Source organism: Duganella sacchari (assembly GCF_900143065.1).
Lineage (GTDB): Bacteria > Pseudomonadota > Gammaproteobacteria > Burkholderiales > Burkholderiaceae_D > Rugamonas > Rugamonas sacchari.
On sequence record NZ_FRCX01000002.1, the window covers coordinates 318005 to 342838 of the forward strand.

General features: G+C 64.2%; 20 protein-coding genes. 7 read left to right on the forward strand and 13 right to left on the reverse strand.

The annotated features are described in order from the left end of the window. Positions 1 to 392: 392 nt before the first annotated feature. Genes BUA36_RS05265 through BUA36_RS05285 form a run of 5 tightly spaced genes read left to right on the forward strand, consistent with a single transcriptional unit; the run spans position 393 to position 6138 of the window. Positions 393 to 1160 carry a substrate-binding domain-containing protein gene (locus tag BUA36_RS05265; RefSeq protein ID WP_072782007.1) on the forward strand — a complete coding sequence of 256 codons (768 nt, stop codon included), beginning with the start codon at positions 393 to 395 and terminating at the stop codon, positions 1158 to 1160. Beyond that, positions 1153 to 1965: a substrate-binding domain-containing protein gene (locus BUA36_RS05270; protein WP_139260356.1), complete on the forward strand. Its 813-nt coding sequence runs from the start codon at positions 1153 to 1155 to the stop codon at positions 1963 to 1965. Before BUA36_RS05265 ends, BUA36_RS05270 begins: the two co-directional genes overlap by 8 nt. Before the next feature lie 17 nt (positions 1966 to 1982). After that, positions 1983 to 3275, forward strand: a complete 1293-nt coding sequence (locus BUA36_RS05275) for a TAXI family TRAP transporter solute-binding subunit (protein WP_072782012.1) — start codon at positions 1983 to 1985, stop codon at positions 3273 to 3275. Further along, positions 3272 to 5113 carry an SLC13 family permease gene (locus tag BUA36_RS05280; RefSeq protein WP_072782015.1) on the forward strand — a complete coding sequence of 614 codons (1842 nt, stop codon included), beginning with the start codon at positions 3272 to 3274 and terminating at the stop codon, positions 5111 to 5113. The genes BUA36_RS05275 and BUA36_RS05280 overlap by 4 nt, the downstream gene beginning before the upstream one ends. After that, positions 5110 to 6138: an ABC transporter substrate-binding protein gene (locus BUA36_RS05285; protein WP_072782017.1), complete on the forward strand. Its 1029-nt coding sequence runs from the start codon at positions 5110 to 5112 to the stop codon at positions 6136 to 6138. Before BUA36_RS05280 ends, BUA36_RS05285 begins: the two co-directional genes overlap by 4 nt. Before the next feature lie 4 nt (positions 6139 to 6142). Here BUA36_RS05285 and BUA36_RS05290 read toward each other — a convergent pair whose 3' ends face one another. After that, positions 6143 to 7540, reverse strand: coding sequence for a hypothetical protein (locus tag BUA36_RS05290; protein ID WP_072782019.1), 1398 nt, complete (start codon positions 7538 to 7540; stop codon positions 6143 to 6145). Positions 7541 to 7784: 244 nt separating this feature from the next. On the opposite strand from BUA36_RS05290, the gene BUA36_RS05295 reads away from it, so the two are divergent. Next, positions 7785 to 8030: a hypothetical protein gene (locus BUA36_RS05295; RefSeq protein ID WP_072782021.1), complete on the forward strand. Its 246-nt coding sequence runs from the start codon at positions 7785 to 7787 to the stop codon at positions 8028 to 8030. Between the two features lie 5 nt (positions 8031 to 8035). Here BUA36_RS05295 and BUA36_RS05300 read toward each other — a convergent pair whose 3' ends face one another. Then, positions 8036 to 8857: a PLP-dependent cysteine synthase family protein gene (locus BUA36_RS05300; protein ID WP_229255610.1), complete on the reverse strand. Its 822-nt coding sequence runs from the start codon at positions 8855 to 8857 to the stop codon at positions 8036 to 8038. Between the two features lie 205 nt (positions 8858 to 9062). Between BUA36_RS05300 and BUA36_RS05305 the strand changes: the two genes are divergently transcribed. Further along, entirely contained in the window at positions 9063 to 9371 is a 309-nt protein-coding gene (locus BUA36_RS05305; protein ID WP_072782024.1) for a hypothetical protein, read from the forward strand. 84 nt (positions 9372 to 9455) lie between these two features. Here BUA36_RS05305 and BUA36_RS05310 read toward each other — a convergent pair whose 3' ends face one another. The 11 genes from BUA36_RS05310 to BUA36_RS05360 all read right to left on the reverse strand — a co-directional run bounded on the left by BUA36_RS05310 (position 9456) and on the right by BUA36_RS05360 (position 24817). Beyond that, positions 9456 to 10772 carry a 3-dehydroquinate synthase II domain-containing protein gene (locus BUA36_RS05310; RefSeq protein WP_167544253.1) on the reverse strand — a complete coding sequence of 439 codons (1317 nt, stop codon included), beginning with the start codon at positions 10770 to 10772 and terminating at the stop codon, positions 9456 to 9458. 20 nt (positions 10773 to 10792) lie between these two features. Beyond that, a complete protein-coding gene (locus tag BUA36_RS05315) occupies positions 10793 to 11236 on the reverse strand; it encodes a cupin domain-containing protein (RefSeq protein ID WP_072782029.1) in 444 nt (147 codons plus the stop codon). Next, positions 11233 to 11892: an iron-containing redox enzyme family protein gene (locus BUA36_RS05320; RefSeq protein ID WP_072782031.1), complete on the reverse strand. Its 660-nt coding sequence runs from the start codon at positions 11890 to 11892 to the stop codon at positions 11233 to 11235. The genes BUA36_RS05315 and BUA36_RS05320 overlap by 4 nt, the downstream gene beginning before the upstream one ends. Before the next feature lie 53 nt (positions 11893 to 11945). Next, positions 11946 to 12788 carry an ACP S-malonyltransferase gene (gene fabD / locus BUA36_RS05325; RefSeq protein ID WP_072782033.1) on the reverse strand — a complete coding sequence of 281 codons (843 nt, stop codon included), beginning with the start codon at positions 12786 to 12788 and terminating at the stop codon, positions 11946 to 11948. Further along, entirely contained in the window at positions 12785 to 13594 is an 810-nt protein-coding gene (locus tag BUA36_RS05330) for a thioesterase II family protein (RefSeq protein ID WP_072782034.1), read from the reverse strand. The genes fabD and BUA36_RS05330 overlap by 4 nt, the downstream gene beginning before the upstream one ends. Position 13595: 1 nt before the next feature. Further along, on the reverse strand, positions 13596 to 14336 hold the full coding sequence (locus BUA36_RS05335) for a 4'-phosphopantetheinyl transferase family protein (RefSeq protein WP_084560002.1): 741 nt from the start codon (positions 14334 to 14336) through the stop codon (positions 13596 to 13598). A gap of 110 nt (positions 14337 to 14446) precedes the next feature. Further along, positions 14447 to 15094 carry a DUF6434 domain-containing protein gene (locus tag BUA36_RS05340; RefSeq protein ID WP_072782036.1) on the reverse strand — a complete coding sequence of 216 codons (648 nt, stop codon included), beginning with the start codon at positions 15092 to 15094 and terminating at the stop codon, positions 14447 to 14449. A 41-nt stretch (positions 15095 to 15135) separates the two neighbouring features. Next, the gene (locus BUA36_RS05345; RefSeq protein WP_072782037.1) at positions 15136 to 15579 is read right to left on the reverse strand and encodes a GyrI-like domain-containing protein; all 444 of its coding nucleotides are present in this window, start codon (positions 15577 to 15579) and stop codon (positions 15136 to 15138) included. 56 nt (positions 15580 to 15635) lie between these two features. Next, positions 15636 to 16973: an MATE family efflux transporter gene (locus BUA36_RS05350; protein WP_072782038.1), complete on the reverse strand. Its 1338-nt coding sequence runs from the start codon at positions 16971 to 16973 to the stop codon at positions 15636 to 15638. Next, on the reverse strand, positions 16963 to 18603 hold the full coding sequence (locus BUA36_RS05355; RefSeq protein WP_072782039.1) for a 4-hydroxyphenylacetate 3-hydroxylase N-terminal domain-containing protein: 1641 nt from the start codon (positions 18601 to 18603) through the stop codon (positions 16963 to 16965). The genes BUA36_RS05350 and BUA36_RS05355 overlap by 11 nt, the downstream gene beginning before the upstream one ends. Next, complete coding sequence (locus BUA36_RS05360; RefSeq protein WP_072782040.1) at positions 18596 to 24817, reverse strand: alpha/beta fold hydrolase; 6222 nt, start codon at positions 24815 to 24817, stop codon at positions 18596 to 18598. Before BUA36_RS05360 ends, BUA36_RS05355 begins: the two co-directional genes overlap by 8 nt. Positions 24818 to 24834: the final 17 nt, after the last annotated feature.

Genomic DNA, 24834 nt, shown 5'->3' on the forward strand with positions numbered 1-24834 from the left:
CGGATTGCTATGTTGTGTGGAATGCAGCGTAGTATGACGAATAGGAACGTATATTTTTAAGATTGAATATCATGTCATCAAATTTAAATAATTTCTTAGAGAAAATTTCATTTCGTTATTTTGAATATTTTTTTCGAAATATTAAAAGTAAATTTGAATAATACATAAGCTTAAAACGGTATCGAATATAGCCGATCTACAGGTCAGCTTATGCCTGAAATATAAAAATCAGTTTTGTGACAATTCGTTGGAATTCCCAAAGGAAATAACTGGTAGTGAAGTGGTTTCGTGACGCCGATTACTCTCTCCGGCCGCTTGCCAGATAGCGTCAGAATGCGGTGCTTTTGCCCGCCTAATATTTATCCATTGACAACAAACAGCAATGGACCGATATGAACGCCCCACTCCCGCGCGCGCCCCTTCCGGAGGCTGCAGCAGCGCTCCAGCTGACCGGTTCCACCACGCTGCAGCCGTATATGCAACTGGCCGCCGAAGCCTATATGCAGCTGCACGATGTGCGGGTTGTCATCAACGGCGGCTGCGGCAGCGCGCGCGGCTTCAAGGCGCTGATCGACGGCACCACCGACATTGCCATGGCCAGCGGTCCCGCGTCGGAGAGCATCGTCAGCGCGGCGGTGGCGCGGGGGGCGCCGCTGCATGCGACCATCATCCGCCGTGACGCCATCCTGGCGGTGGTGCACCCCTCCAATCCGGTCCAGGCGCTCACGCTGCGCCAGCTCAACAATATCTTTACCGGCAGGACCACCAACTGGCACGCGGTTGGCGGACTGGATCGGCGCATCGAGGTGCTGGTCGGACCGCCGGCCGGCGGTGTCTCCATCAGCTGGCGGCAACTGGTGCTGGGCAGCGAGGACACATATACCGCCTCCAGCCAGGTGCTGGGGGCGGCGGCGCGTCTGGCGCAGGCGGCGGCCCGCCCTGACGCCATCACCTTCATGCCGCAAATGGCGGTGCTGCCGGCCCGCGTGAAAGCACTCAGGATCGATGGACTGGCCGCGGAGTCATCGCCGCAGCAGTACCCGCTGTACGCGCCGATGATGCTGGTGACACTGGGCCCGCCATCGCCGGCCGCGACCCGCTTCATGGCGCACGCCGCGCGCACCGCCACCGCGCCAGCCAGGGGAGAATCCCGTGAATAGGCGCGAGGCCTGCCTCATGCTGGGCGCTGCGTTGCCGCTGGCTGCATGCAGCCGTCGCCGCCAGCCCGCGCGCCACGCGCTGCTGGTCAGCGGCGCCGATGCCATGCTGCCGCTGTTGCAGGCGCTGATGCGCGCATTCCAGCGCGAGCGGCCGGCGCTGGACGCCATCGTTGAACGCGGCGGTTCGCTGCCGGCCTATATCGCGGCCAGCCGCCGCGCCATCGATGTCGCGGCCATGGCGCGCGTGCTGTCCGATGCGGAGGACGGTCCCGGCGCGCGCCACTATCTGATTGCGCGCAGCGACATCCGCATCATTGCCCATCCCGACCTGGCTGTGACCAACCTCACGCGGGCGCAAGTGCGTGGCCTGCTGGCCGGCGACATCATCAACTGGCGCACGCTCGGCGGTCCGGACTTGCCGGTGATCGTGCATGCCCATCCGCGTAACACCGCGCCGCGCCAGTCGACCGAACAGCTGCTGCTGGATGGTAGTGAGTTCGCGCCGGAAGCACGCGAAGCGCCGGACGACGCGGCACTGGCTGCCGCCGTCGCAGCGCAGCCGGGCGCGATTGCTTATCAGGCTGGCCATGCGCGCAGCGGGCAGGAACTGGCGGCTGTGCTGCCGGTCGATGGCGTGACCGCCAGCACGGCCACGGTCCTGTCCGGGCGCTATCCCTACACCCAGGGCTTTCACCTGCTGCTGCACGGCGCGGCCGGCGGTGAACGTGAGGCCTTCGTCCACTTTGCCCGCAGCGCCGCTGGCCAGGCGATTGTCGCCAGCCTGGGCCTGATCGCAGTTTGCTAACCCTGGAGAGTCCACCCATGTCCCTGCCCCTGATACTGCAAACGCTGATACGCCGATGGCGCGAACACAGCCGCCCGGCGCGCTGGCTGGTCCTGGCCGCCCTGCCAGCACTCTGCGGCCTGGCTGCCGCGTCACTGTTTGAACTGGTGCCACGCAATTACGCGCTGACGATTTCAGGCGGCGACCTCACCGGCAACCGGCATTTTCTCGCGCGCGCCTTGCAGCAAGTGGCGGTGGACAGCGGCATCACGCTGACGCTGCGGCCCACCGGCGGCTCGCAGGAAGCGCTGGCGCTGGTCGCGGCCAATCAGCTGGACCTGGCCTTTATCCAGGGCGGACTGGATCTGCCGAGCCAGGATGTGGTGCAGGTGGCCACCGTGGCGCCGGAGCTGCTGCATTTTCTCGCGCGTCCCGGGATTGAGTCGATTACCGATTTGCGCGGTCACCGCGTCAACCTCAACAGCCGCAAGGGCGGCACCCGGCTGGTGGCGCACCAGATCCTCACGTTTGCCGGCCTGCGCGAAGACATCGATTACGTGGAGTCCAACATCGCCACCGAAAAACTGCTGGAACAGCATGGCGAGCGGCTGCCGGACGTGATCGTCATTACCTCGTTTGCGCCATCGGATGTGGTTGACTATCTGGTCAAGCAGCAGGGCTATCACTTGCTGGAAGTGCCGTTTGCCTCGGCCTTCGCGCTGCGCCATACCTGGGCTGCGGATGCCGAGATCGGTGCGTTCATGTATAGCGCAGCGCCGCCGGTGCCGCCGCGCCCGATCAAGACTGTGGGCATCAAGCTGCTGCTGGTGGCCAACCGCCATGTCGATACCAAGGCCATCGTCAAGCTGCTGGAAAGCCTGTACAGCCCCACGCTGGAGTCGCGCCTGCAGATCCACCTGGACGAGGCGGCCATCCTGTCGGCCGGCAGCTCGGCACTCTCGGAAGGCACGCGCCGCTTCATCGACCGTGACAAGCCCTTGCTGTCACGCGCGCTGCTGGACCAGCTGAAGGCGGCAATCGGGCTGAGCATGTCGGTGTTCTCGGCCGGGCTGGTCGTCGTCAAGTGGTTTAAATCCGTACCGGCGGACGATGGCTCGCCCGATTGCGTGGCGCAGGTCACGGAGCTGGATGCTGCCGTCGATGACCGCCTGCTGCATGGCACGCTCAGCGCGCAGGTGCTCAGCGAATTCCACGCACGGCTGGCGAGCATCAGGGCACTTGCGGCCGGCGATGACCATGCGCTGCCGGCCATCGCTGCCATCAGCCAGCGGCTCGACAGCCTGCGCCAGGCCCAGGGAGATGAGGTATGAATGCGCTCAACGAGGAAGATGCCGCCCGCCTGCTCGCCGACAGCCTGATTGGCCGCGCCAGCCGACCCAGCCTGGCGCGGCTGCTTGCGCAGGTGAGCCGGCGCCAGTTCCGGGCCGGCGCGCGCATCTACGCGGCTGGCTCGGCCGCCGATTGCTGCTACCTGCTGGTGGCGGGCGCGGTTATCCTGGTATCGCCGCGCGGTAGCCGGCGCGCGGTCAGCGCCGGCCGCTTCGGCGAAGAGGCTGCGTCCAACGCCCATGCGTACCTGACCAGCGCGGTGGCGGCGGAAGACGTGACCGTGCTGTGCCTGCCACGCGCCGCCATCCAGGCGCTGGTCGAGGCCAATCCCCGGCTACAAACCGATCTGCTGTTCTCGCTGACCAGCCATCTGGCCGGAGAAACCGTGACGCGGCCGCCCAAAACTCCGGTACCGCGCAGCGGCTACCGGCGCCACGCCGCACCGGGCTGGCTGCTGGTCACCACCCTGCCCCTGCTGGTGCTGGCGTTCGGCGACAGGCTGGGCATCGAGCGCGGCGGCGTGATCTTCCTGGCCATTTTCTCCGCCACCGTCGCCATGTGGATCTGCAATCTGGTGGACGACTACATTCCCGCGCTGTTTGCATTGATGGCGACTTTGCTGACCGGGCTGGTGCCGGTGCCGGTGATCCTGTCCGGCTTTGCCTCCGATGGTTTCCTGATGGCGCTCAGCACGCTCGCGCTGGGCACGGTGGTGGTCAGTTCGGGCCTCAGTTACCGCGCCATGCTGCTGTTGCTGCGGCGCCTGCCCAACCACCAGGGCTGGCACAACGCCGGCCTGTTCGCCACCGGTTTGCTGCTGACGCCGATTATTCCCACGGCCAACGGCCGCATCGCGCTGCTGGCGCCGTTTTATGCCGACATGGTGGACAACCTGCGCCTGCGCCAGCCGGGCGCGGCGGCAACCCGGCTGGCCATCAGCTGTTTTGGCGGCGGCACCCTGTTTTCTGCAATTTTCATCACGAGTAAATCGGTCAACTTCGCGGTGTTCGGCCTGCTGTCGCCGCAGGGCCAGGACCATTTTCAATGGATGGGCTGGCTTCAGGCCGCGCTGGTATCGGGCGCCGTGTTGCTGCTGGCCCAAGCTGCAGCAGCCGCGTTCGGTTGCCGCAACGTGGAAATGCCGCATCTGCCGCGGGCGCGCCTGGACGAGCAGTGCAATCTGCTGGGTCCCCTCACCAACCGCGAAAAGGCGGCCCTGCTGGGCACGGTGTTCATGGTGGTCGGCATCGTCACGGGCGCGTTGCACAAGGTGCAGGCGCCGTGGCTCGGCTTCACCATGCTGTTCGGGCTGCTGTTGTGCGGCACGCTGGGCAAGCAGGAACTCAAGGAAAAGGTGGACTGGACCTTTCTGCTGTATTTGAGCGGGATTACCGGCATCGTCGCAGCCTTCAATCATCTGGGACTGGACCGTGAGCTGGCCACCCATCTGCCCAACCTTGGCATCAATATGCGCGACCATTTCGGCTGGTTTGTGCTGCTGCTGTTCGTGGTCATCAATGTCATCCGGCTGGCGGCGCCCATCAATGCCACGGCCGTGATCCTGGCCACCGTGCTGATGCCGCTGGCGCAGGTCAACGGCGTCAACGAATGGCTGGTGGGCTTCATCATCCTGATGTTTTCCGAAATCTGGTGGTTTCCCTACCAGTGCAGCTATTACCTGCCCATGCAGCAGATGAACCGCGAACAGCCGTTTTACGACGACACCCGCTTTTTGCTGCTCAATGCTGTGCTCAACCTGGCGCGACTGCTGGCCGTCTACGCCGCCTTCCCATACTGGAAAATGCTGGGGATACGATGAAACCTGAAAAACTCATGCTGGGCCTGTTCATGTGCGGCGCACTGCTGCTGTTCGGCTGGTACAACATCCACAAGCCCAGCATCCTGGTACTGCATAGTTATGCGCCGGACTATGCCTGGGTGCGCGATGTCAACCTCGGCCTCAACCGTGTATTCGACCGCAAATACCTGTACCAGGTACGCTGGTATTACATGGACACCAAGCGCCATCCCTCGGCCGATTTCAAGACCAGCGCGGGGATCGCCGCCCGCAACGTGATTGCCGCCATGCGTCCGGACGTGGTGATTGCCATTGACGACGATGCGCAGGAATTCGCGGCGCGCTATTTCGTCAACGACAAGCGCATCAAAATCGTTTTCGCCGGCGTCAACCGCGAGGCGGCCGATTATGGCTATGTGCACGCGTCCAATGTGACCGGCGTGCTGGAACGCATACCGCTCGACGCCATGCGCGAAGCCTTGCGCAGCGCCGCCGATTTCAAGGCCTTGCCGCATCCGATCCGCGTCGCCTTCCTGGGCGACCAGTCCGAGACTGTGGACGGCGATGCCAGCCAGGTACAACACTATCGCTGGGACCCGCTGGTGCTGGGCAAGGTGCTGCTGGTCGATACCTGGCCCGCATGGCAGGCCGGCGTCAAGGCGCTGGCCGCCGAGCACGACGTGGTGCTGGTCAGCGGCTACCGCACCTTGCGCCGCTCCGCCACCGATCCCGCGCTGGTGCCGGCGTCAGAGGTGGTGGCGTGGACCGAGGCCAATGCCGCCGTGCCGGTGATTTGCTTCAACGGCTTTTATACCGAAGACGGCGGCATGCTGGCGATCGGCAGTTCCCCCTACGAACAGGGTGAAGTGGCCGGCCGGCGCGCGCTGCAGATCGCGCTGGAGCACCGCGATCCCGCCACGCTGCCCATCGTCGCCTCGAGCCAGTTCATTGTCACCATGAACGGTACGCGGATGCGGGCACGCCATTTTTCCCTGCCCATGGTGTACGAGGCGGCGGCGCGTACCGGCAACCAGTTCCGCCGCTGACGCGTCAGGTGGCCGGTGGGGCCGACGGTGCCAGTGCGGCCAGCGCATCCACCGGCATGTCCAGCATATGCGATGGCAGCACCCGGTTGTAGATCACGCCAAACGTGGCGCCCGCCTGCGCCGCCGCCAGCTGGAACTGGCGGCGCAATTCCAGCGCCACATTTGGGTCGGCATTGTCGCGGTAGCGCTGCTGCAGGTTCTGCATGCCGCGCAGCTGGTCCTGCAGCGGCGAGAGCTGGTCGGCCGCCGCCCGGCCACCCACATACGCGCCCTGGCTCATGCCCATCAACGTCAGCAGCGTGGCGGAAATCTGGATATTGCCCAGTTCATTGGCGCCGCTGGCGATCACGTAGGCGGCAATCACAAAGGTGAACACCAGCATCTGGAATTTGTAGATGTCGAAGCGCTTGTTGGTGAGCAGCAGCCCGCTGGGTCGGCCTTTGCCCTGGATCTCGGCAATGGGCGCGGTGAACCAGCCCAGCTGCTGCACATACTGGTAGATGAGCGGGTCGAGATCCTTGCGGATGTTGGTGGCGACCTGGCTGGCCGCCGTGCCCGCCGTGGATATGCCGATCAGGTACAGCAGATCGGTTGACAGCTCCTGCAGCAGTCCCGTGCGCAGCCACTGGTAAAACAGCAGGGTGGCGACGATCAGCGTAAACATCAGCATCTGCAATTGCGACAGGCTGGCCTGGCCGTTGGCGCCGGTGATATTCCACGGCAGCAGCCGGCCCGCGCCGCCACGCCAGCGGCGCCCGGGCTTGCCATCGGCGTTGATGCTGCGCGCGCCAGTGGGAATCGCGGCTGCGGCCAGCAGGTAAAAGAACACGGCAAACAGCAGCGCCGCCACCACGCTGCCGCCTTTGCCGGACACCGTCAGCGGCAGGTCGCGGCCAAAGTATGGCTCGCCGCGCACCTCGTCGGCATAGGCAAACGCGGCAATCTTGAGGTGCAGGGTCTGGTCGCGGTCCCAGAAGCGCCAGAACCGCTGCGCTTCGGTCTGGTTGTCGAAATCGGCAATCGACGGCACGCGGAAGAAGATGCGGGTATTGGCCTGCGTCTGCTCCGGCGCACTCTGGCTGGGCAGTTTGACCACCTCCACGCTGTCCACCGTGAACGGCAGCGACAGCACCTGCGCGCCGCGCCGCAATTCAAAGTAGCCCAGCACGCAGATGCGGTCCAGCCGCTCGGCAAAGTTGGGATAAATCGTCAGGTAGCTCAAGGTGCCGCTGGCCAGGCTGGGCGACGGCAAGGCAACCCGCGCGTTGTCCAGCCGGGCAATCGCGGCGTCAATCGGGGCCGACTGCTGGCTGCCCCCACGCGCCGGACAGACCGCTTCGTCCGTGGCATGGGCGCTGCCCAGCGTCAGTACGCTCAGCAACACGCAGAACAGGAATTTCATGGTCCACCTCCCAGGTCAAATGGCGTCCGGCGCCGCATGCGCCGGCTCCATTGGATTCTGCGGCGGCGATTGTGCCACTCGCTGACACAAGCTGACGGCGCCCGCGCGGCGGGTCAGGATTGGTCAGCAACGGCGGCGGCGCCGACGCTAATCTGGTTTGCACCGGCAGCCGCCGGTACGCCTGACGCTGCACTGTCGCGGCAATGCCAGGTTTTCAAGTGCGCGACCATGGAAGGAAACCACAATGACACTCAGAATCATCACAGCCAGTTATGGCATACCGGGGCACTACGCCGACGTCACCAAACAGATTCAGGACAAGGTGGAGGGAAATAACCGCCACATCGAGATCTCCAATGAATCGATGGGCGGCGACCCGGCGGTGGGCCATCTCAAGCAGTTAAGTGTGGTGTACTTCGGCATCGATGGCGGCCCCCATGCCGCCGTCGGCACCGAAGGCGCTACCATTGTGCTGGAACACGGGCTGTAGCCTGGCTAGAAGTACTTCGACAGGTAGAACATGCCCGAGTCGGGGAACACGGTGGCAATCCGCTGCTGAGGATAATGCGGCAGCAGTTGCGCGATACCGGCCGCCACGCAAGCGCTGGAGCCGCCGGCCAGGATGCCCTCTTCCTGTGCCAGGCGCTCAAGCCAGAGCAGCGCTTGCTGGTCCGGCACCTGAACCACGTCATCGACCACGGCCGGATCAAAACTGACGGAGGGACGAGACTTGCCCAGGCCTTCAATCACCGTCTGGAAATTGCCGTTCGCCGGCCGGTCCGTGACCTGTTTGCGATAGGCCGAATGCAGCGGTTCGACGCCAATGACCTTGATATGGGGATCGCGCTCCTTGAGGTAGCGGCCGATCCCGGAGATGGTGCCGCCCGAACCGATGCCACACACGAACACGTCGATTTCTCCGGCCAGCTGCTGCCACAGCTCCGGTCCGGTATCGGTGTAGTGGGCTTCGCTGTTAAGGCGGGAACAGTACTGGTCGAGGTAATGCGCCTCCTGCTCCTGCGCGATGCGCCTGGCGGCGCTGGCATAATCCTCGGCCGGCGCGCTGGTCGCGCAGCGGTGGACGCGCGCGCCATACGCTTCTATGCGCTTGACCTTTTCCGTGCTGGTGGTGTCGGGGATGGTCACTTCGCAATCGAGGCCGAGCACGGCGCTGGCCATCGCCAGGGCGGCGCCCGTGTTGCCGGACGATCCTTCCACCACGCGCTCCGTACCCTGCGGCATGCGTTGCAGCATGTGCCGCACCATGCGGTCCTTGATACTGCCGCCCGGATTCATGTACTCCAGCTTGGCAACCACGTGGGCATGACGAAAAACCCGGGACAATCTAACGACAGGAGTGTTTCCAATTGCCTCCAGAACGGAATCCTTCACTTGTGACACCACATGGGCTCCTAGCGTTATGCAAATTTGTACTAATGATATAGATGTTTCCTTCTTTCCATAAGTACGATAGTATTAACGTAACGCGTCACTGTAATTGAACAGACCAGTCAAGGGACTCATGAAGCAAGCGGCCGACAACAAAACTCTGGAACTCGCGATGCCCGGCGCCAAGCGCGGCCGCGGACGCCCCACCACCGGCAATGCCATGAGCAGTGCCGAACGACAAAAAGCCTACCGCGACCGCAAGCGCGAAGAGAAGACGGCCATCGTCATTTCCCGTAACGCGTCACAGGAAATTCCGGACGATGGATCGCCACGCCGGCTCATCGCCGAGCTGGATAAGGCACATAAAACGGTGGAGTTGCTGCGGCGGGAAAACGCCTTGCTGCTGGAAGAGTTGACGGCCCTGAGGCGTCAAAAAACGTAACACGCTGCCAAAACACAGGAGGGAAAAACGCAGCGCGTTACGATAAAAATGTGCGGACAAGCGCCCTTGTCCGCGTTGCCCGTTTTATTTCTCGATGATGTGCTCCGCCACTTTCAGACCCGTATGACGGCCCGGCAGTGCCACGTGCGCCAGCAGCGTGTCGCCCGGCTGCACCAGCGTGGCGTGGCGGATCTTGCCGTCACCGCCCATCAGCCGCACGTGCCAGTCGTTTTGCAGGAAGGTGTTGAGGTAGATGCGGTTCGGATCTTCGAGCGGCGTGGTTTCGTGGTCGGGCGTGACGTCGCGCGCTGCCGCGTTGGCGTTTTCCACTGCCGCGCGCAGTTCCGGCGATACCTCATCGAGCGCCACGCTGCAGCGTATCTTCAGCAAAGGACGGCGCTCGATCTTGGCGCGGCCCACCGTGATGACGCGCGAATTGCCATGCAGATCCACGCACAGCACTTCGGCGCCGGCCTGCATCTCGCTCAGATACATCACATTGTCGTCCGGTCCCCAGATGTAGGAGTGCACACCGCCGGCGTTGACGCGGAATTCGCGCAGGTTCATATGCGGCAGGTAGTGGGTTTCCGAACACACGAACAGTCCGCCCCAGCCGGTTGAACCGACGATCATGCCCTCTTCCGCGCTCATGAGCGAGGTGGTATCGACGCAGACGCGGTGCCCAAGGCCCGTATGCTGCACTTGTTCGACACGCGCCTTCACGAGTTTCAGCGCGCTGTCCTGGCGCCGCGCCAGGCCCTGCGTCAGGCTGGCGATGACTTCCGGCTGCTCGGTGCGCATCACCACGCCGATGCCGTGCTCCATGGTGGCAAACGCGTTGAGCGACTGGTTGACATCATCGACCACGCCGTCCAGACCCTTGATCGGCACGTTACGGAAGATCATGGTCGATTTGCCTTCGGTTTTGGCCAGCAGCAGTTCGTACGGGATGTAGGTGGCGTGCGCGATATCGATGACCACGAAATCGTCGCCGCGTTCGCAGACCGATATGCAATAAGGGAATTCCGCCTGCAGGTCCACCACGTTGATGAACAGGCCGGCCTTGTGGCCCGCCGCCACCGCCTTGCGGCGCACGGCGTCATCGCGCGTCAGCACCCAGGCGCCCGCTTCCAGGTCCTTGAGCTGCGACGCGGTATCGACCGAGACCACCTTCTGCTTGCGGGTGGCGAAGCTGCGGTGCTGGCCGTGATCCAGCACGATGTGGGTGCAGTTGCTGGCTTCCACCGCTGGCAGGATGGTCTTGCCGGCCTGGCGCGCGTCGAACCACCATTGCGTTTCGCCCGCGCCCAGCACCGGCGTACTGTCGGCGACGGCTGGCTGCACTGCTGCCTCGGTGTAGACGGGCGCGGCGCTGTCGATTTTTTCGGCTAACTCTAACATGTCGTTCTTTCCCATGATGTTCAGGCTTCTTCGCGCAGTGCGATGCCCAGGTTTTGCAAATGCGGCGCGTTTTCGCAAGCCAGGTAGCTGGCGCTTTCGCTTTCGCTCAGATTGATGTGCTGATGCCAGGCCCACACTGGCACATAGAACGCATCGCCACGCTGCCAGCGCACCTCGCGGTCGCCGATGACCGACATGCCCTGGCCTTCCAGCACGTAGATCAGGGTTTCGTAGTTGTGGCGGTGGCGGCGGGTCTGCTGGCCCGGCGTCAGGCCGCCGATGGTCATGCTGATGACTTTCGACGGCAGATCGACGATGTGCACCGCGTGCTGGCGGTCACGCGAGAAGTCTGCGTCATCGTCGCCGTGGCGGCCCATGACATCCACATGCACCAGGCGCTCCGGCACCTCGGCCTGCAGCTGCGATGGCACGCGGCCGAAATCGCGGGAGGAATGCTGGGTCATTGGCGCGCTCCTTCCATGACGCCGTCAAAGAACGCCAGGCGCGCCGCGATCATGGCCTGCGCGCCTTCCAGCATGCGTTCTTCGCCCTGTGGATTGTCCTGCTGCAGACGTTGCAAAATCTCGCGCATGGTGTCGGCGTGGTCGTCGTCGCATTCCACGTGGATGCGGAAAAAATGCAGGCGCTCCGGTGCGATGCCATTGGCTTCGAAACCGGAGATGATGTCGCTGTACAGCGCCGGCACGATGGCTTCCGCACCCAGGCACAGCGCGCCCAGGCCATACGCCGGGTCGGGCTGTTTGCAGTAGTGGAAGGTGGTGCTGATCAGCTTTTGGGTGCTGTCAAACAGCGGCGCCTGTTGCAGGTCGATGCCAAACTGTTCGATCATGCGGGCAAAGATGCGCGCATGCGGCTCGCCTCCCTCTTCGCCGAAGCCCAGTTCTTCGGCCAGGTTTTCCGCCAGCCGCATGACATCGCCCGCATCGTGCAGATTGGCGATCAGCGCGCACAGGTAGCGTGTGAAGTAGGCGCTGTATTTGGCGTGCTGGGTCAGGAAGATATTCAGCTCACGGTCGGTGATGCTGCCGTCCCGGCAGCGCTGCACGAACGGATGGCTGCGCAGACGTTCCACATACTCTTCAGTGATGCGTTGATACATGGTGTTGTTCTCCTTGTCGGGATCTTGGAATAGTCAGGAATAATCAAGAATAATCAGGACTGCAGATTGGCCTTGGCCAGCCCGGTCAGCACGGCGCCGGGACCGACTTCCTGGAACAGCATCGGCCCCTGGGCGGCCAGGTAGGCCAGGCTTTGCCGCCAGCGCACCGGGTGCGTCAGGTGGGCCGACAGGCGTGCCGGCCAGTCCGCGCCGTCGTGCGGCTGGGCCGACTGGTTGGACATCACCGGCATGGCGGGCTTGCGATAGCTTTGCTGGGCGCAGAAGGCGCGGAACTCGTCGGCTGCCGCCGCCATGTGCTGGGTGTGGAAGGCGCCGCTGACCTTGAGCGGCACCACCTTGCCGCCCTGGCGGGCCGTGATCTGGCGGCTGGCCGCCTCCAGTGCGGCCGTCCCGCCCGCGCACACCACCTGGTTCGGCGCATTGTCATTGGCGATCGAGAAGTCGCCGCCCAGTTCCGCCGCGACTCCATCGAGCACGGCGCGGTCCGGGTCCAGCACGGCGAACATGCCGCCCTTGCCGTTCTGGCGCGCCATCAACTCGCCGCGCTTCTGCACCAGCGCCAGGCCGGTGGCGAAGTCGATCACGCCCGCAGCCAGCATGGCGTTGTATTCACCGAGGCTGTGGCCGATGACGTAGTCGGCCCGGATGCCGCTGCGGCGCACCAGGTCCATATGCATCAGCGCCGATACCGTGTACAGCGCGGGCTGGGTATAGGCCGTGTCGTTCAGCTTCGGACCACCTTCCGCGCAGACCGCCGCCAGGTCGTAGCCAAGGATCTCCTGCGCCTGGCGCATCTGCTCGGGAAACTGGCTGAATACCGCGCTGCCCATGCCCTTGTGCTGCGCCCCCTGACCGGGGAACATCAATGTCATCATTGCACTCTCCTTGCTTTTTCAAGAATTTCCATCAGGTTGTCCATGGCTGCCGCGTGGGCGCTTTTGAGGAAGAAGTGATCGCCGGGGAACAGCCGTCCCGCGAATCCCTGTCCGGAGAAAGCGTCCCAGCGGTAGATCCGTTCGATCGGCACCTCGGGATCATCAGCGCCGCCCCAGACATGCAGCGGGCATTGCAGCGTCTGCGCTTGTGGGCAGTGGTGGCCGTCGGCCACCATGAAATCTGCCTGGAAGGTACGCATGAATACTTCCATGAACGGCCCGTCGGCCAGTAATGCGGGGTCGGTGCCGCCCAGCCGCTCCAGCTCGCGCAGGATTTTTTCGCGCGAAAAGGCGCCACGCTGCACCGCCGGTGGCTGGGTGCGCGGCGCACCGCGTCCAGCCAGGATCAGGGCGGCAGGACGGCGGTGCTGCGCCTGCTGCTGGCGCAACGCCAGCTCAAACGCCAGGATCGCGCCCATGCTGAAACCGAACAGCACATACGGCCGGTCCAGCAATGGCTCGAGGCCCTGCTGCACCGCCGCCATCAGCGGTTCAAGGCTGTCGTATGGCGCTTCGCCGAGGCGGCGACCGCGTCCCGGCAGCTGGACTGCGACAAATTCGATCCAGTCCATGGCCTGGAAGTAGCGCACCCACGGCACAAAAAAACCGGCATTGCCGCCTGCGTGATGAAACGCGATCAGGCGCAGGCGGGCCTGCGGCGCGTGGGTTTGTGCGCCGATCCAGGGCGACCTTGGGCGGACCGTCCGTACGGGCGATTGGGCAGCCGGGGTTTGCAGTTCAAACATCTCACATCCTCCATCCATGCCAGGACCAGTGCCGCATGCGCAGCACCGGTGGTTGTGTGTCTGCCAGTGCGACCGCGCCGCACCAGCCAGGTTGTTGCAAGTGCAGCGGCAGCAGCTGCATCGACGCCATCGGCGCCGGCGCTTCCAGCATGCGTAGCGCGTAGCCGGGCCGGAATTCAATGCTGAAGCCATCGAGCGGGCTGCTCAGGCCAACACCGAGCGCCTTCAGGCAGGCTTCCTTGCCGGTCCACCAGCGGTAGAACCCGGCCAGACGCTGGTTTTCATCCAGCGTCCAGAAGGCGTGCTTTTCCTGCACGCTGAAGTGGCGCCGCACCAGCGGCAGCAGCAAGGGCAGCGGCGCGCAGCATTCGATGTCGATGCCGATTTCACCTTGCGGGGCCAGCGCCACCACCGCCATGCCATGCGAATGCGAGAGATTGAATGACAGCGGCGGCATGCCATCGGCCAGGCGCGGCTTGCCGTTGGCGTCACTGCTCAAGGCCACCTGCTCCGGCGCCAGGCCCAGCGTGTGGCCCAGGATTCCGCGCAAGGCGGCATGCGCCGCCAGATAACGGCGGCGCAGCGGCGCAAAGGCAAAGCGTCCGGCACGGGCACGCTCGGACTGGTCGAGCACTTCCAGGCAGTCGTCGTCGGTCGCCAGGCAGTCGTCAAGCTGCACCATCCAGGCGTGCAGTTCACCTGCTGGCGGTCGTCGGGCTGGCGCGTACGGCATGCTGTGCATCGTGGCGTTTTCCTTGTTGGCGGCAGATGCAGGGATGAGTGCTCCCCCGGCGCGGCCGCACCGTGAAAAAAATCAGTTCAGGTGTGGCGCCGCCTCAGCGGCGCCAGGGATCAGCTTTCCACTTCCGGTGAAGCGCGGGCGATGCTGCTGGCGTAGTCGCGCGGACCACAGGACTGGCGCACGGCATTCCACGCCGCCGCCGCATCCTTCATGGTCTTGCCCGCATTACGCGGCTTGTCGGCCAGGTAGGCGCGCACGAAGTTGTTGTACTCCCACGTGTGCATCAAGGTCGACTTGTAGTTCTTGTCCTTGCGGCGTTCAAATTCCGCCACCCATTCGCGCGCCAGATCGCCGTAAGTCAGCGGTGCGCCTACGTGATTGCGGCGGTAGCGCTGCAAGTGGGCGGTGAAATGAAAGTGCGGACCGATCTCGGACTCGAAGAACGCACGCGTCTCGGCGTCGCACTTGTAATCCGGGCCGACAGGCTGGTCGAGCGCCAGCTTGCGCGGCCCGCCCGGCGGCAGGCTGCGCGCCGGCGCCTTGACCTGGCGTGCGGCGCGGGGCTTGCTGGACGGTTGCGGCCGCTCCGCCAGATGCGCGCGCACCCGCTCGACCACCTCATGCTTCTGGCCACTGGACGGCAGGCCCGCCTCGCGGCAGTACGCCACCAGTTCCGCCATATACCAGTAATAGCGGTCCAGTGCATCCGGCGCCATGTCCTCGGCAAGCGCGGGACGGTCAGGATGGACTTTCAGCATGCCGGTTTTCCTGGCCGGCTGTCGTTGCGGGCGCGGCTGGTTCACTGTTGTACCGCCACGTAGATGTCGGCGCTTTTCTCGCCGATCACTTCGAAATCGCCGCTGTAGGTGCGCTGCAGGTCTGCGCGGCTCCAGATATGTTCCCAGGCCTGGCGGATCGCGCGCGGATCGTCGATCGTGAACTTGGCGTAGGTGGCCGCTGGCAGCGTTACCTGGTGCAGGCCGGCCGGCACGTCTTCGCCCGATGGCACGCGGTTACCCAGCATCAGCGTGTAGGCGCCGTTGGCGTCGCTCTCGTAGTCGAAATACGCTTCGTAGATCGCCGGATCGACAGCGCGCGCCACCTTGGCGGTGACGCCCTGCTGGAAGAACTGGCCCCAGTGCTGCTGGATCTTTTGCATGCCCGCTTCGCTGTTATCGGTGCGCAGGGTAATGCCGGCGATGGTCACAGGCTCCATCGTCACCAGGTCGTAATGCATAGTCATTTTTACTCCTTACATAAAAAACAATGTGAATAATAAGGCATTTTGAGGCTGGGCGATCACGCAGTTACCGAGCGCCCCTGCCAGATGCCGGAATTCCAGCGCAGGTAGTTGATCGTGCCACGCAGGCCTTCATCCACCGCCAGACCTATCCACAAGCCTGCCATGCCGGCCGACGTGGCCAGGCACAGGTACAGCGCCAGCGGCACGGCCACCAGCCAGGTGGTGCCCACGCCCACCAGCGCCGGGAAGTTGGCGTCGCCGGCCGCCTTCAATGCGAAGCTGGTCAGGGTGCCGAACGAGCGCGCCGCTTCCAGCACCAGGCCAATGGTCAACAGGCCCAGACTGATCTCGATGACTTTGGGATCGGTCGTGAAAACGCCGATCAGCTGTGGACCGAAAGCGCGCAGCGCGGCCGCGATAATCAGGCTACCCGCGATGGCAATGCGCAGGTTCTTGCGCAGCGTGGCGTCGGCCGCCTGCGGCTGGCCTGCGCCCGCCAGTATCGCCACCAGTACCTGGTTGCCGATCGAAACCGCCGCCGCCCAGCAGATGGCCAGCGTGGCCAGGTTCATCACGTACACGCGGGCCGCCATCGCCTCCGTGCCCAGACGCACGGCAGCGGCGGCAATCACCAGCATGGCCAGTTCTGACGACACCGGTTGCACCACGGACGGTACGCCGATACGCAGCACAGTACGCAGCGGCACGGCCGGTGCGCTCAAGAAGGCGGACCAGCGATAGCGCGCCAGGCCGCTGCTGACGATAACTGCCAGATAGAACACGATCACCAGCGCCTGCGCCAGGATGGTGGCCAGCGCCACGCCGTAGATGCCCATGCCGCGCTGCTGGAACAGCAGATTCAGGCCGATATTGGCGATGATGGCCAGCAGGCCGCCGAACATATTCCAGATGGTTTTGCCCTGCGAGACAAACACGCAGGCCAGGCCGTATTTGACGCTGATGAGCAGCATGGCCGGAGCGATGTAGTGCAGGAAGTTGGCCGCATCCAGCAGTTCCGCGCCTTCCAGACCCAGGCCGGCGGCGATTTGCGGTGCGGTCTGACCCACCACCAATGCCGTCACGGCGCCCAGCAGCAGGTTGATGACGATGGCCGCGCAGTAGACGCGCGACACTTCCTCCGGTTTGCCGGCGCCGATGAACTGGCCGGCGACGTTGCTGGCGCCCTGCGCCATCATCATGAACACCAGCACGAAGACCATGAAGATCGGGATGACGGTGCCGACGCTGGCCGCCGCCTGGTCCGACAGGCGGCTCAGGAAGTAGGAATCGGAGAAGAAGATCGAAAACGTCAGCAGCAGTTCGATAAACACCGGGATGACGATGGCCCACACGGGCGGCATCTGCTGCTGGGAGGACTGCGGCTTATTGCTCATGCTGGTTTCCTTCAATGGCTGGTGATAATGGGGGATTCATATGCGCTGCGAGCGCGGGCGCGATGTCGTTGGCGGCGGCGCGCAGCGGCCGGTCCAGCTGGATCGGCGCGGCGTGCAGCTCGCGGCCGGCCGGTAATGGTGCTGGCACCGAAATCTCGTCGAGGATGCGCTGGCCGATCTCGCTGCGGTCGAACTGGTTGAATAGCGCGATGCGGTTGCGCGCCAGGTCGCCGCGGTTCCAGCGTTCATACAGTTCCTGGCGCATGCCGTAGCTGTCGCAGGTCAGGTCCCACGCCATGCGGAACAGGCGCGATTTCCGGTCGACATCGATGTCCTTGCCGCGCATGTAGCGCTCCAGCAGCGGGCGCAGTTCGGGTGTCGCCAGGTCGGCTTCACTGGGTTGCATCAGCAGGCCGGAGGCGCCCAGTTCGCGCAGGATCTCGCTGGCGCGGGTGCCGAATTGCGCTGCAAAGGTGTCCGGCCCCAGCGTCGAACCCGGCGCCAGCAGGCCGCCTGCGGTGCGGCTACGCTCCTGCTGCATGCCGAGCAGCGCCAGGCGGGCCATTTCGACATAGGTGGTCAGCTCGCCCAGCTTGCCCTGCACTTCGCGGAAGCTGCTGACGCCTATCGAATCGCTGACCATGGCCGCTACCGCCAGCGTGGTCCGCATGCGGTGGTAGAAGCGGATCTGGCCCACGTACAGCGACCAGGCGTTGAGGCGACGGAAGCCCTCGAATGCGGTTTTGCTGTCGCGCAGCAGGAAGATGCGGTTGCGCGGCACGAACACGTCGTCGAAGAACAGCATTGCGTCCTGCTCGTCGTAGCGGCTGGCGAACGGATGGGAGAAGCTGTTTTCCGGCCGCGCCAGCGCCTCCCGGCACATGATGCGCAGGCCTGGCGCCTGCATCGGCAAGGCGCACCAGATGACGAATTCGGGACGCTCGCGCATGGCGAAGGTCGGCGACATATAAATCAGCACCTCGTGCGCAAACGGCGACATGGTAGCCAGCTGCTTGGCGCCGCGGATCACCACACCTTCCGGTGTCTCCTTGATGACGCGTAGCGCCAGGTCGGCACTTTCGGCCGGCCCGGACGAACGGTCGATCTGCGGATCGCCAATGGCATGCGTGATGCTCAGGTCATGCCGGGCGCAGTACGCATGGTAGTGCGCCGCGTTGGCGCCAAACTGCGGATCGACTTTCGCCAGTTCGGCCTGATAGTCGTGCAGGCCCACTACCACATTGGCCATGAAGTCCGGCACGCGCGGCAGTTGGCCCCAGCTGTTCTGCATCCACAGATGGGAGTTGGCCCATTTGGCGTCCAGCTGGGCGTCGTCCTGCGGCAGCGTGTATGAGTGGCTGATACGGTAGCTGGCATCCGGCACGGCGACCGTCATCTGCTCGCGCAGCGCGTCGCTGTGCTGCAGATCGTACAGGCGCGCCATCTCGTTACGCAAGCCGGCGTAAGCCTGATGCTCGGTCACGCGGACACGCTGGCCATCCAGCCAGACTTCACGGTTGTCGTCCAGGCTGTCCAGATAGGCCTGGCCGGTCAGCGCGCCGTGGGCATGGTCCAGCCGCATTTCCAGCTGATAGTCCAGCGAGGTGAATGGATTTGAATGATTACGCATGGGTGCCCCCTTCAACAGTCGGCGTATCGGAAATGGCTGCCGCGCCAGCGCCGATGCGGTGCAGGAATGCGGTCAGCAGGCGGTCGAATTCAGCGCTGTGGGTCAGGAAAGGGTAGTGGCCGGAACCGCTGATTTCAACCAGGTCCGAACCCGCCAGGTGAGCATGCATGGTCTGCGAGTGCACCGGGCGGATCACGGTATCGAGGTCGCCAAACAGGAATTGCACCGGCTGGCGCAGTTCACCCACCCAGTCCAGCGTGGACAGCGTCATCATCTCGTTCAGGTAGCGCATGGCCACCAGCGGGTTGGCGCACTGGCTGCCGATCAGCAGGCCGCCCATGCGTTCCGTGACCTGGCGGCGCGGATCGCTTTCGTCCCACTGTGCGGCGACGGTGTCGAAGTCCTGCTTGAGCGAACCGGAAACCACCTGAATCATCTGCATGATTTCGTCGATGGACAGGTCGGCGCCCGCCACTGGCGGCAAGTCGGCGCCGTCATAGAAGCCGCCCACCATGGTCAGTGAGGCCACTTGATCGGCATGGAAGCGCGCCAGGTGGGACGCCGCGATAGAACCGAAGCAGGACGACACCAGATGCACCGGCTGGTCAGGCTGTACCACGCTCAGCACCTCGGAGAATACCTGCGAGACGCCGGCCGTGTTGGCGGCGCGGATGCCTTTGCTCAAGCCATAGCCCGGCGCGTGAATCACGATCAGGCGGTACTGCGAGCGTAGCGACAGGATCTGCTGCAGCCATACCGGCACCGTCAGCGCGACGGCCGGCATGAACAGCAGCGGCGCGCCCTGGCCGGTGACGAACACTTCGACCTGCGGGCAGGATGGCACGTCAATCAGCCAGTGCTGCAAATCGTCCGGAGACGCGTTCTGGGCGCTGCCTGGCGCCTCGCCCGTGACGGCAAGCTGGCCATCGCGGTATTGGTCGCCGTACCCAAACAGGAACTGCTCGATCTCGTTGCCAGGTATGCGGCGCAGCAGCTTGGCGCCGGCGTAGTCTGTGGTGGAAGCTGCTGGCTTCGTGGTGATTGCAGCCGTGGCGTCGACCGCTGTATTGGCTGATGTATTGGCCGGTGCGCTTGCCACCGTGGCTTCCGCACCCTCACCTGCAGCCACGCCGCCGCCCAGCAGACGCACTGCCTGTTCGACGTGGTTAGCGATCAGGAATTGCGCCACCTCGCGTACCGACTGGTAGTTCAGGAACAGCGTGGCTGGCAACGTACCGGCCAGTTCTTCCAGCGCCCGGTGTAGGTTCACGACGATCAGCGAGTCCACGCCGAAGTCCGCCAGATCGGCGTCCAGGTCGATCTTCTCACGCTCGATCATCAGCGTGTCGGCGACGATGGCGCGTACGCTATGGGCCACGGCTTCCTCGGTCAGCGCCGCCTGGACATGGCCAACCTTGCTTTGCTGGGCGATCTGGCCGATGACCTGGCTGGCCTGTTCGGCTGCCTGGCGCACCGGCGTTGGCGCCGCCGCCGTCGTGGCAGCGGTAACGGCAAACGCCGCCATATCGGTTTTCTCCTGGCGCTCCGGCAGCTGCACGCCCATGCGTTGCAGTACCGCGTCGCTGACATTCAGCGCCATGACCTGGCCCTGGCCCGAAGCGACCAGACGCATGATCGCCTCACCACCCTGCTCCGCGTTCAGCGGGAAGATGCCTTTGGCGCGCAGCAGTTCGGGATCGCCCCGGTCATTCCCTTCCCAGAAGCCCCAGTTAATCACATGCACCGGCCACTCGGTTTCCTGGCGCAGATGCAGCGCAAAGGCGTCCTGGAAGTTGCAGGCGACCGTGTAGGCGCCCCAGCCCTTGTTGCCGACAAACGATTCGCCTGACGAGAAGAACATCAGGAAGTCCACAACCTTGCCACGCAATGCCCGGTACAGGGCATGCGAGCCCGCCGTCTTGGCTTGCAGCGCGTTGTTGAAGTCTTCTTCAGTCAGTGTCGCCAGACGGCCACCGGCGAACGTCATCGCGGAGTGGAATACGCCACGCAGCGCGCCCAATTCGCTTTCCACCTGCGCGATGGCCTTCGCCAGCTTCTTGTCGTCGCTGACATCGGCGGCGTAGTAACGCACGCGTGCGCCGCCGCTATCGATGCTAGCCAGCTTGGCTGCGATGTCTTCATCGGCAGCGCGGCGGCCAATCCAGGCGATATTGGCATCGCAGTGACTGGCCAGATACTGGCTGATACGCACGCCCACGTTGCCGGCGCCACCGACGATCAGGTAGACGCCATCGTTTTTCAGCTGTGGCGCAGCTGCGGGTGGCAATACGGCCGGCAGCAAGGTGCGGCGCAGTGCACGGCCAGCGCGCAGGGCCAGCTGGACGCCATCAGCGACGCCGGTGACGACGCGGTCCAGGTCCGCCAGCAGCGCCGGCGTGAGTTCCTGGCTGCCTTCCGGCAGTGCCAGATCGAACAGCTGGCTGGAGACATGCGGCAGTTCGTTAGGCAGTGCCTTGGCCAGGCCCGCTACGCCAGCGGTGAACGGCTGGATGATGTCGCCGTCTACTGCGTTGAATATCGCATTGGTCACCGCACGCAATGCCCAGCGCTGACGGGCCGTATTGGCGGATTCAATCGCCTGCACTACGCGCAGCAGCACGTTGACGCAGCCATTTTGCAGTGCGCGGAATTCCTTGGACGTACGCGGATGCCACTGGTCGATATTCAGGCCGCCGAGGAAGTAGACGGTGCCCACCTGTCCCACGTGCTGCATGCAGGCGGGGATCGCCATTTCGTCGTCTGGCGACACGCTCCAGGCACGCTCGGACAGTACCTCAGTTTTCGCCGCCAGGACAATTTCATGCACCTGGCCTTTGATGCGTTCTTTGAGCGCGCTGGCCACAAACGCGGCAGCCGCAGGGTAAACCAGCAGCGTGGCGCCGCTGCTAACTGGTGCGGCCGGCGCCAGTTCGGTCGCGCTGGCGTCTACCCATCGCGGCTGATAGAACATGCGTTCAAACAGCGGATCGCTCTGATCGATGCCAGCACCCTGGGCGCTGACAGTGATGCGGCCTTCGCGGTCCAGCATATCGACCGACAGGCTGCCGGCCTGGCCGGCACGGATGAACAGATAACCTTCTGCACCAGGCTCGCCGATCAACGCCAGACGATCAGCGCGGCACTCAACGCCAGCGACGTAGTCCTGCACCATGCCAGCGGCGCCGGCCGCGGCGATTGCCGCATCCAGCAACGCTGCGGCGCTTGCCCACGGCTTGCCGCTCGCGCCGCTCAAACGGTAGTGCGCCAGTGCGAAGCCATCGCCGCATCCGACTTCGGTCAGCGCGCAATTACCCGCCTGCCCGGCTGGCCAGTTCATCGGCATCAAAGCGTGGTCGCAACGCGAATGCCAGCCGGCGACATCGGTCGGCGCCGACACTGGCTGATTGCCACCATCGGCCGGACGCAACTCGGCGCTGCCGGCCAGTGCCTGCTCGGCATCCGTCAGGCGCACCAGCGGCCATGGCGAACCAGCGCCGATATCAAGGCTGCGCGCGGCTGCCGCATCATCGGCAGCGCCATGGCGCCAGCGCACTGCGGCCAGGCTGTGTACACCCTGGAAGTAGTCGGCGGCCTGTCCCAATATGGTCATGGCGCTGCCGGTGGCAGCCGGCAGATCGAAATGCAGGCTGCCACCGATGCTGCGCTGCGGGTTCAGGTAAGCGGCCAGACCTGCAGGCGCAGCGGCCGTGGCCGGAGCGACAGGCTGCGCAGCGGTCTGCACCCAGCAACGTTCCCTGGCAAACGGATACAGTGGCAGGTCGATGCGGCGGATGCCCAGGCCGCGATAGCCCTCCATCCATGGCACGTTGGCGCCCTGGCACCACAGGCGTCCCAGCTTGTTCCAGCGGCGGCCTTCCACCATGGAGCGCAGGAATTCAGCATCGTGTTCGCCATCAGCCTGCACGCGGTCGCGTTGCGAGCGTGGGCTGGTCCAGCAAGCATCGATGCCATCGTCGCCGCCAAGGAAGCGCCCCAGCTTGTCGCGCAGCTCTGCGAAGTTCTCCGCTTCCAGCGCCAGGCGGCGCGGCAACGCCTCACGGCCGACTTGCAGCGTGTAGGCGATGCGTTCGAAGCGTTCAGCATCGTTGCCGGAGGCGGACAGCGATGCGCCGCCGAAGACTTGCGTACTCAATTGGCCGAAACTGGCGGCTTCGCGCACCTGCGTGGCGTTCAACGCGCAGCCGTAACCCTGATTCAGCTGGCGGGCCAGCGCTTCGGCCACGCTGTCATCCAGCGCCAGGTCGGACCAGCGGTCGGCCGCGTCCAGCAGTTGAGCGGAAATACCGAGCACGTTGGCGATGCTGCCCAGGACTTCGCCCGCATCCTGAGCGGCACTGGCTTCCAGCGTGGCCGATGGCGTCAGCGAAGCGAGGAACTGGCGCACCACTGCGTGCAGTTGCTCATGGTTCTTGGCGGAGAAAACGAACAGCTGGCGCGCTTCCGGCTGGCGCACTGCGGTGGCGGTGCTGCCGGTGTACTCTTCGATGATAACGTGCGCGTTGGCGCCGCCCGCACCGAAGGAGCTGATGCCGGCACGACGTGGCACGCGGATGTCGCGGCCATTTTCGCGCATGACCGGCGGATTCCATGGCGACAGCGTGCGCTGCACCACAAACGGCGTTTTGCTGAAATCGATATTCGGGTTCAGCGTGTCGGCATGAATCGACGGCACCAACTGGCGGTGACGCATTTGCAGCAGCACCTTGGCGATGCCGGCAAAGCCAGCGGCCGATTCCAGGTGGCCGATGTTCGATTTGACCGAGCCCAAGGCGCAATAGCCGGTATCGGTGGTGTGGTCAGTGAAGGCTTGCGTCAGCGCGCGTACCTCGATCGGGTCGCCAAGCGCGGTGCCCGTGCCGTGGCCTTCGATATAGCTGATGGTGCGCGGATCGACGTTCGCTGCCTGCAGGGCATCGCGGATCAGCGTCGCTTGCAGTTTCGGATTCGGTACGGTGTAGGCGTTGGCCTTGCCGCCGTGGTTGATCGCGCTGCCGCGGATCACGCCGTAAATACGGTCGCCATCGCGTTCGGCGGCGGCCAATGGCTTGAGCAGCAGCGCGCCGACGCCGTCGCCCGGCACATAGCCGTCGCCACCGTCACCATAGCTGCGGCAAAGGCCTTCGGTCGAGGCGAAGCCGGTTTTACTGAGGAACAGGTATTTGTTCGGGTGGGTGGTGATGTTGACGCCACCGGCGATGGCCAGTTCGGTTTCACCACGTTTCAGGCTTTCGCAGGCCAGGTGCACGGTGGTCAGCGACGACGAGCACATGGTATCGAGGCCGATGCTTGGGCCGGTGAAGTTGAAGTAGTAGGAAACGCGATTGGCGATGGAGCTGTACGAGGAGCCGGCGTTCGCGGTCTCCACGCCATACAGCTGGTACTGGCCCCACATGGCGCCTGCATATACGCCGATTTTGCGGCCGGACAGATGTTCGCGGGCGTAGCCGGCATCTTCGATGGTGTGGTAGACCGTTTGCAGGAACAGGCGTTCTTGCGGATCAAGCGAGTTTGCCTCCAGGTTGGAGATGTTGAAGAACAGCGGATCGAATTTGTCGATATCGTTCATGAAACCGCCCCAGCGCGTGTAAGACTTGCCTTCCACGCCTTTTTCGGTGGTCCAGATCTCGCGCCAGTCCCACAGCTCCGGTGGCACTTCGGAGATGCAGTTGCGGCCATTGGTCAGGTTTTCCCAGAACTGCTCCATGGTGTCGGCCATGGGGAAACGGCCACTCATGCCGATGATGGCGATGTCGTCGCTGCGATGCATGGAGCTGGAGGCGGCTTGCGGCGCCGGTGCGGGCATCACAGGTGGGATGTATGCCGGCGCGGCATGGACGACTGGTTCGGCCACGCTCACGGCGACTGGCGCCACCGCCGGTGTGGTCGCTGCCGGTGCGGGGACTGCCGCAGGCGTGGCGGTGGCGGCTTGCGGATATTCTTCCGCCAGATACGCAGCCAGTTCGCCTATGCTCTGGAATTCAAAGAACAGCGTCTTGGCCAGCTCGCCGAAGGTTTCCTCCAGGCGGCGCGTGATGGCGACCACCATCACCGACTCAATCCCATATTCCTCAAACGACGTATCGTTGCTGAGCGTTCGCTCATCCAGCTTGGTTTCCAGCGCGATGGCCTGCCGCACTATGGCCTCCACCTGCCGCTGCCACGAGGCGTTTAAGCCTGCATCACCGATTGCCATACCATCTCCTTGATCAT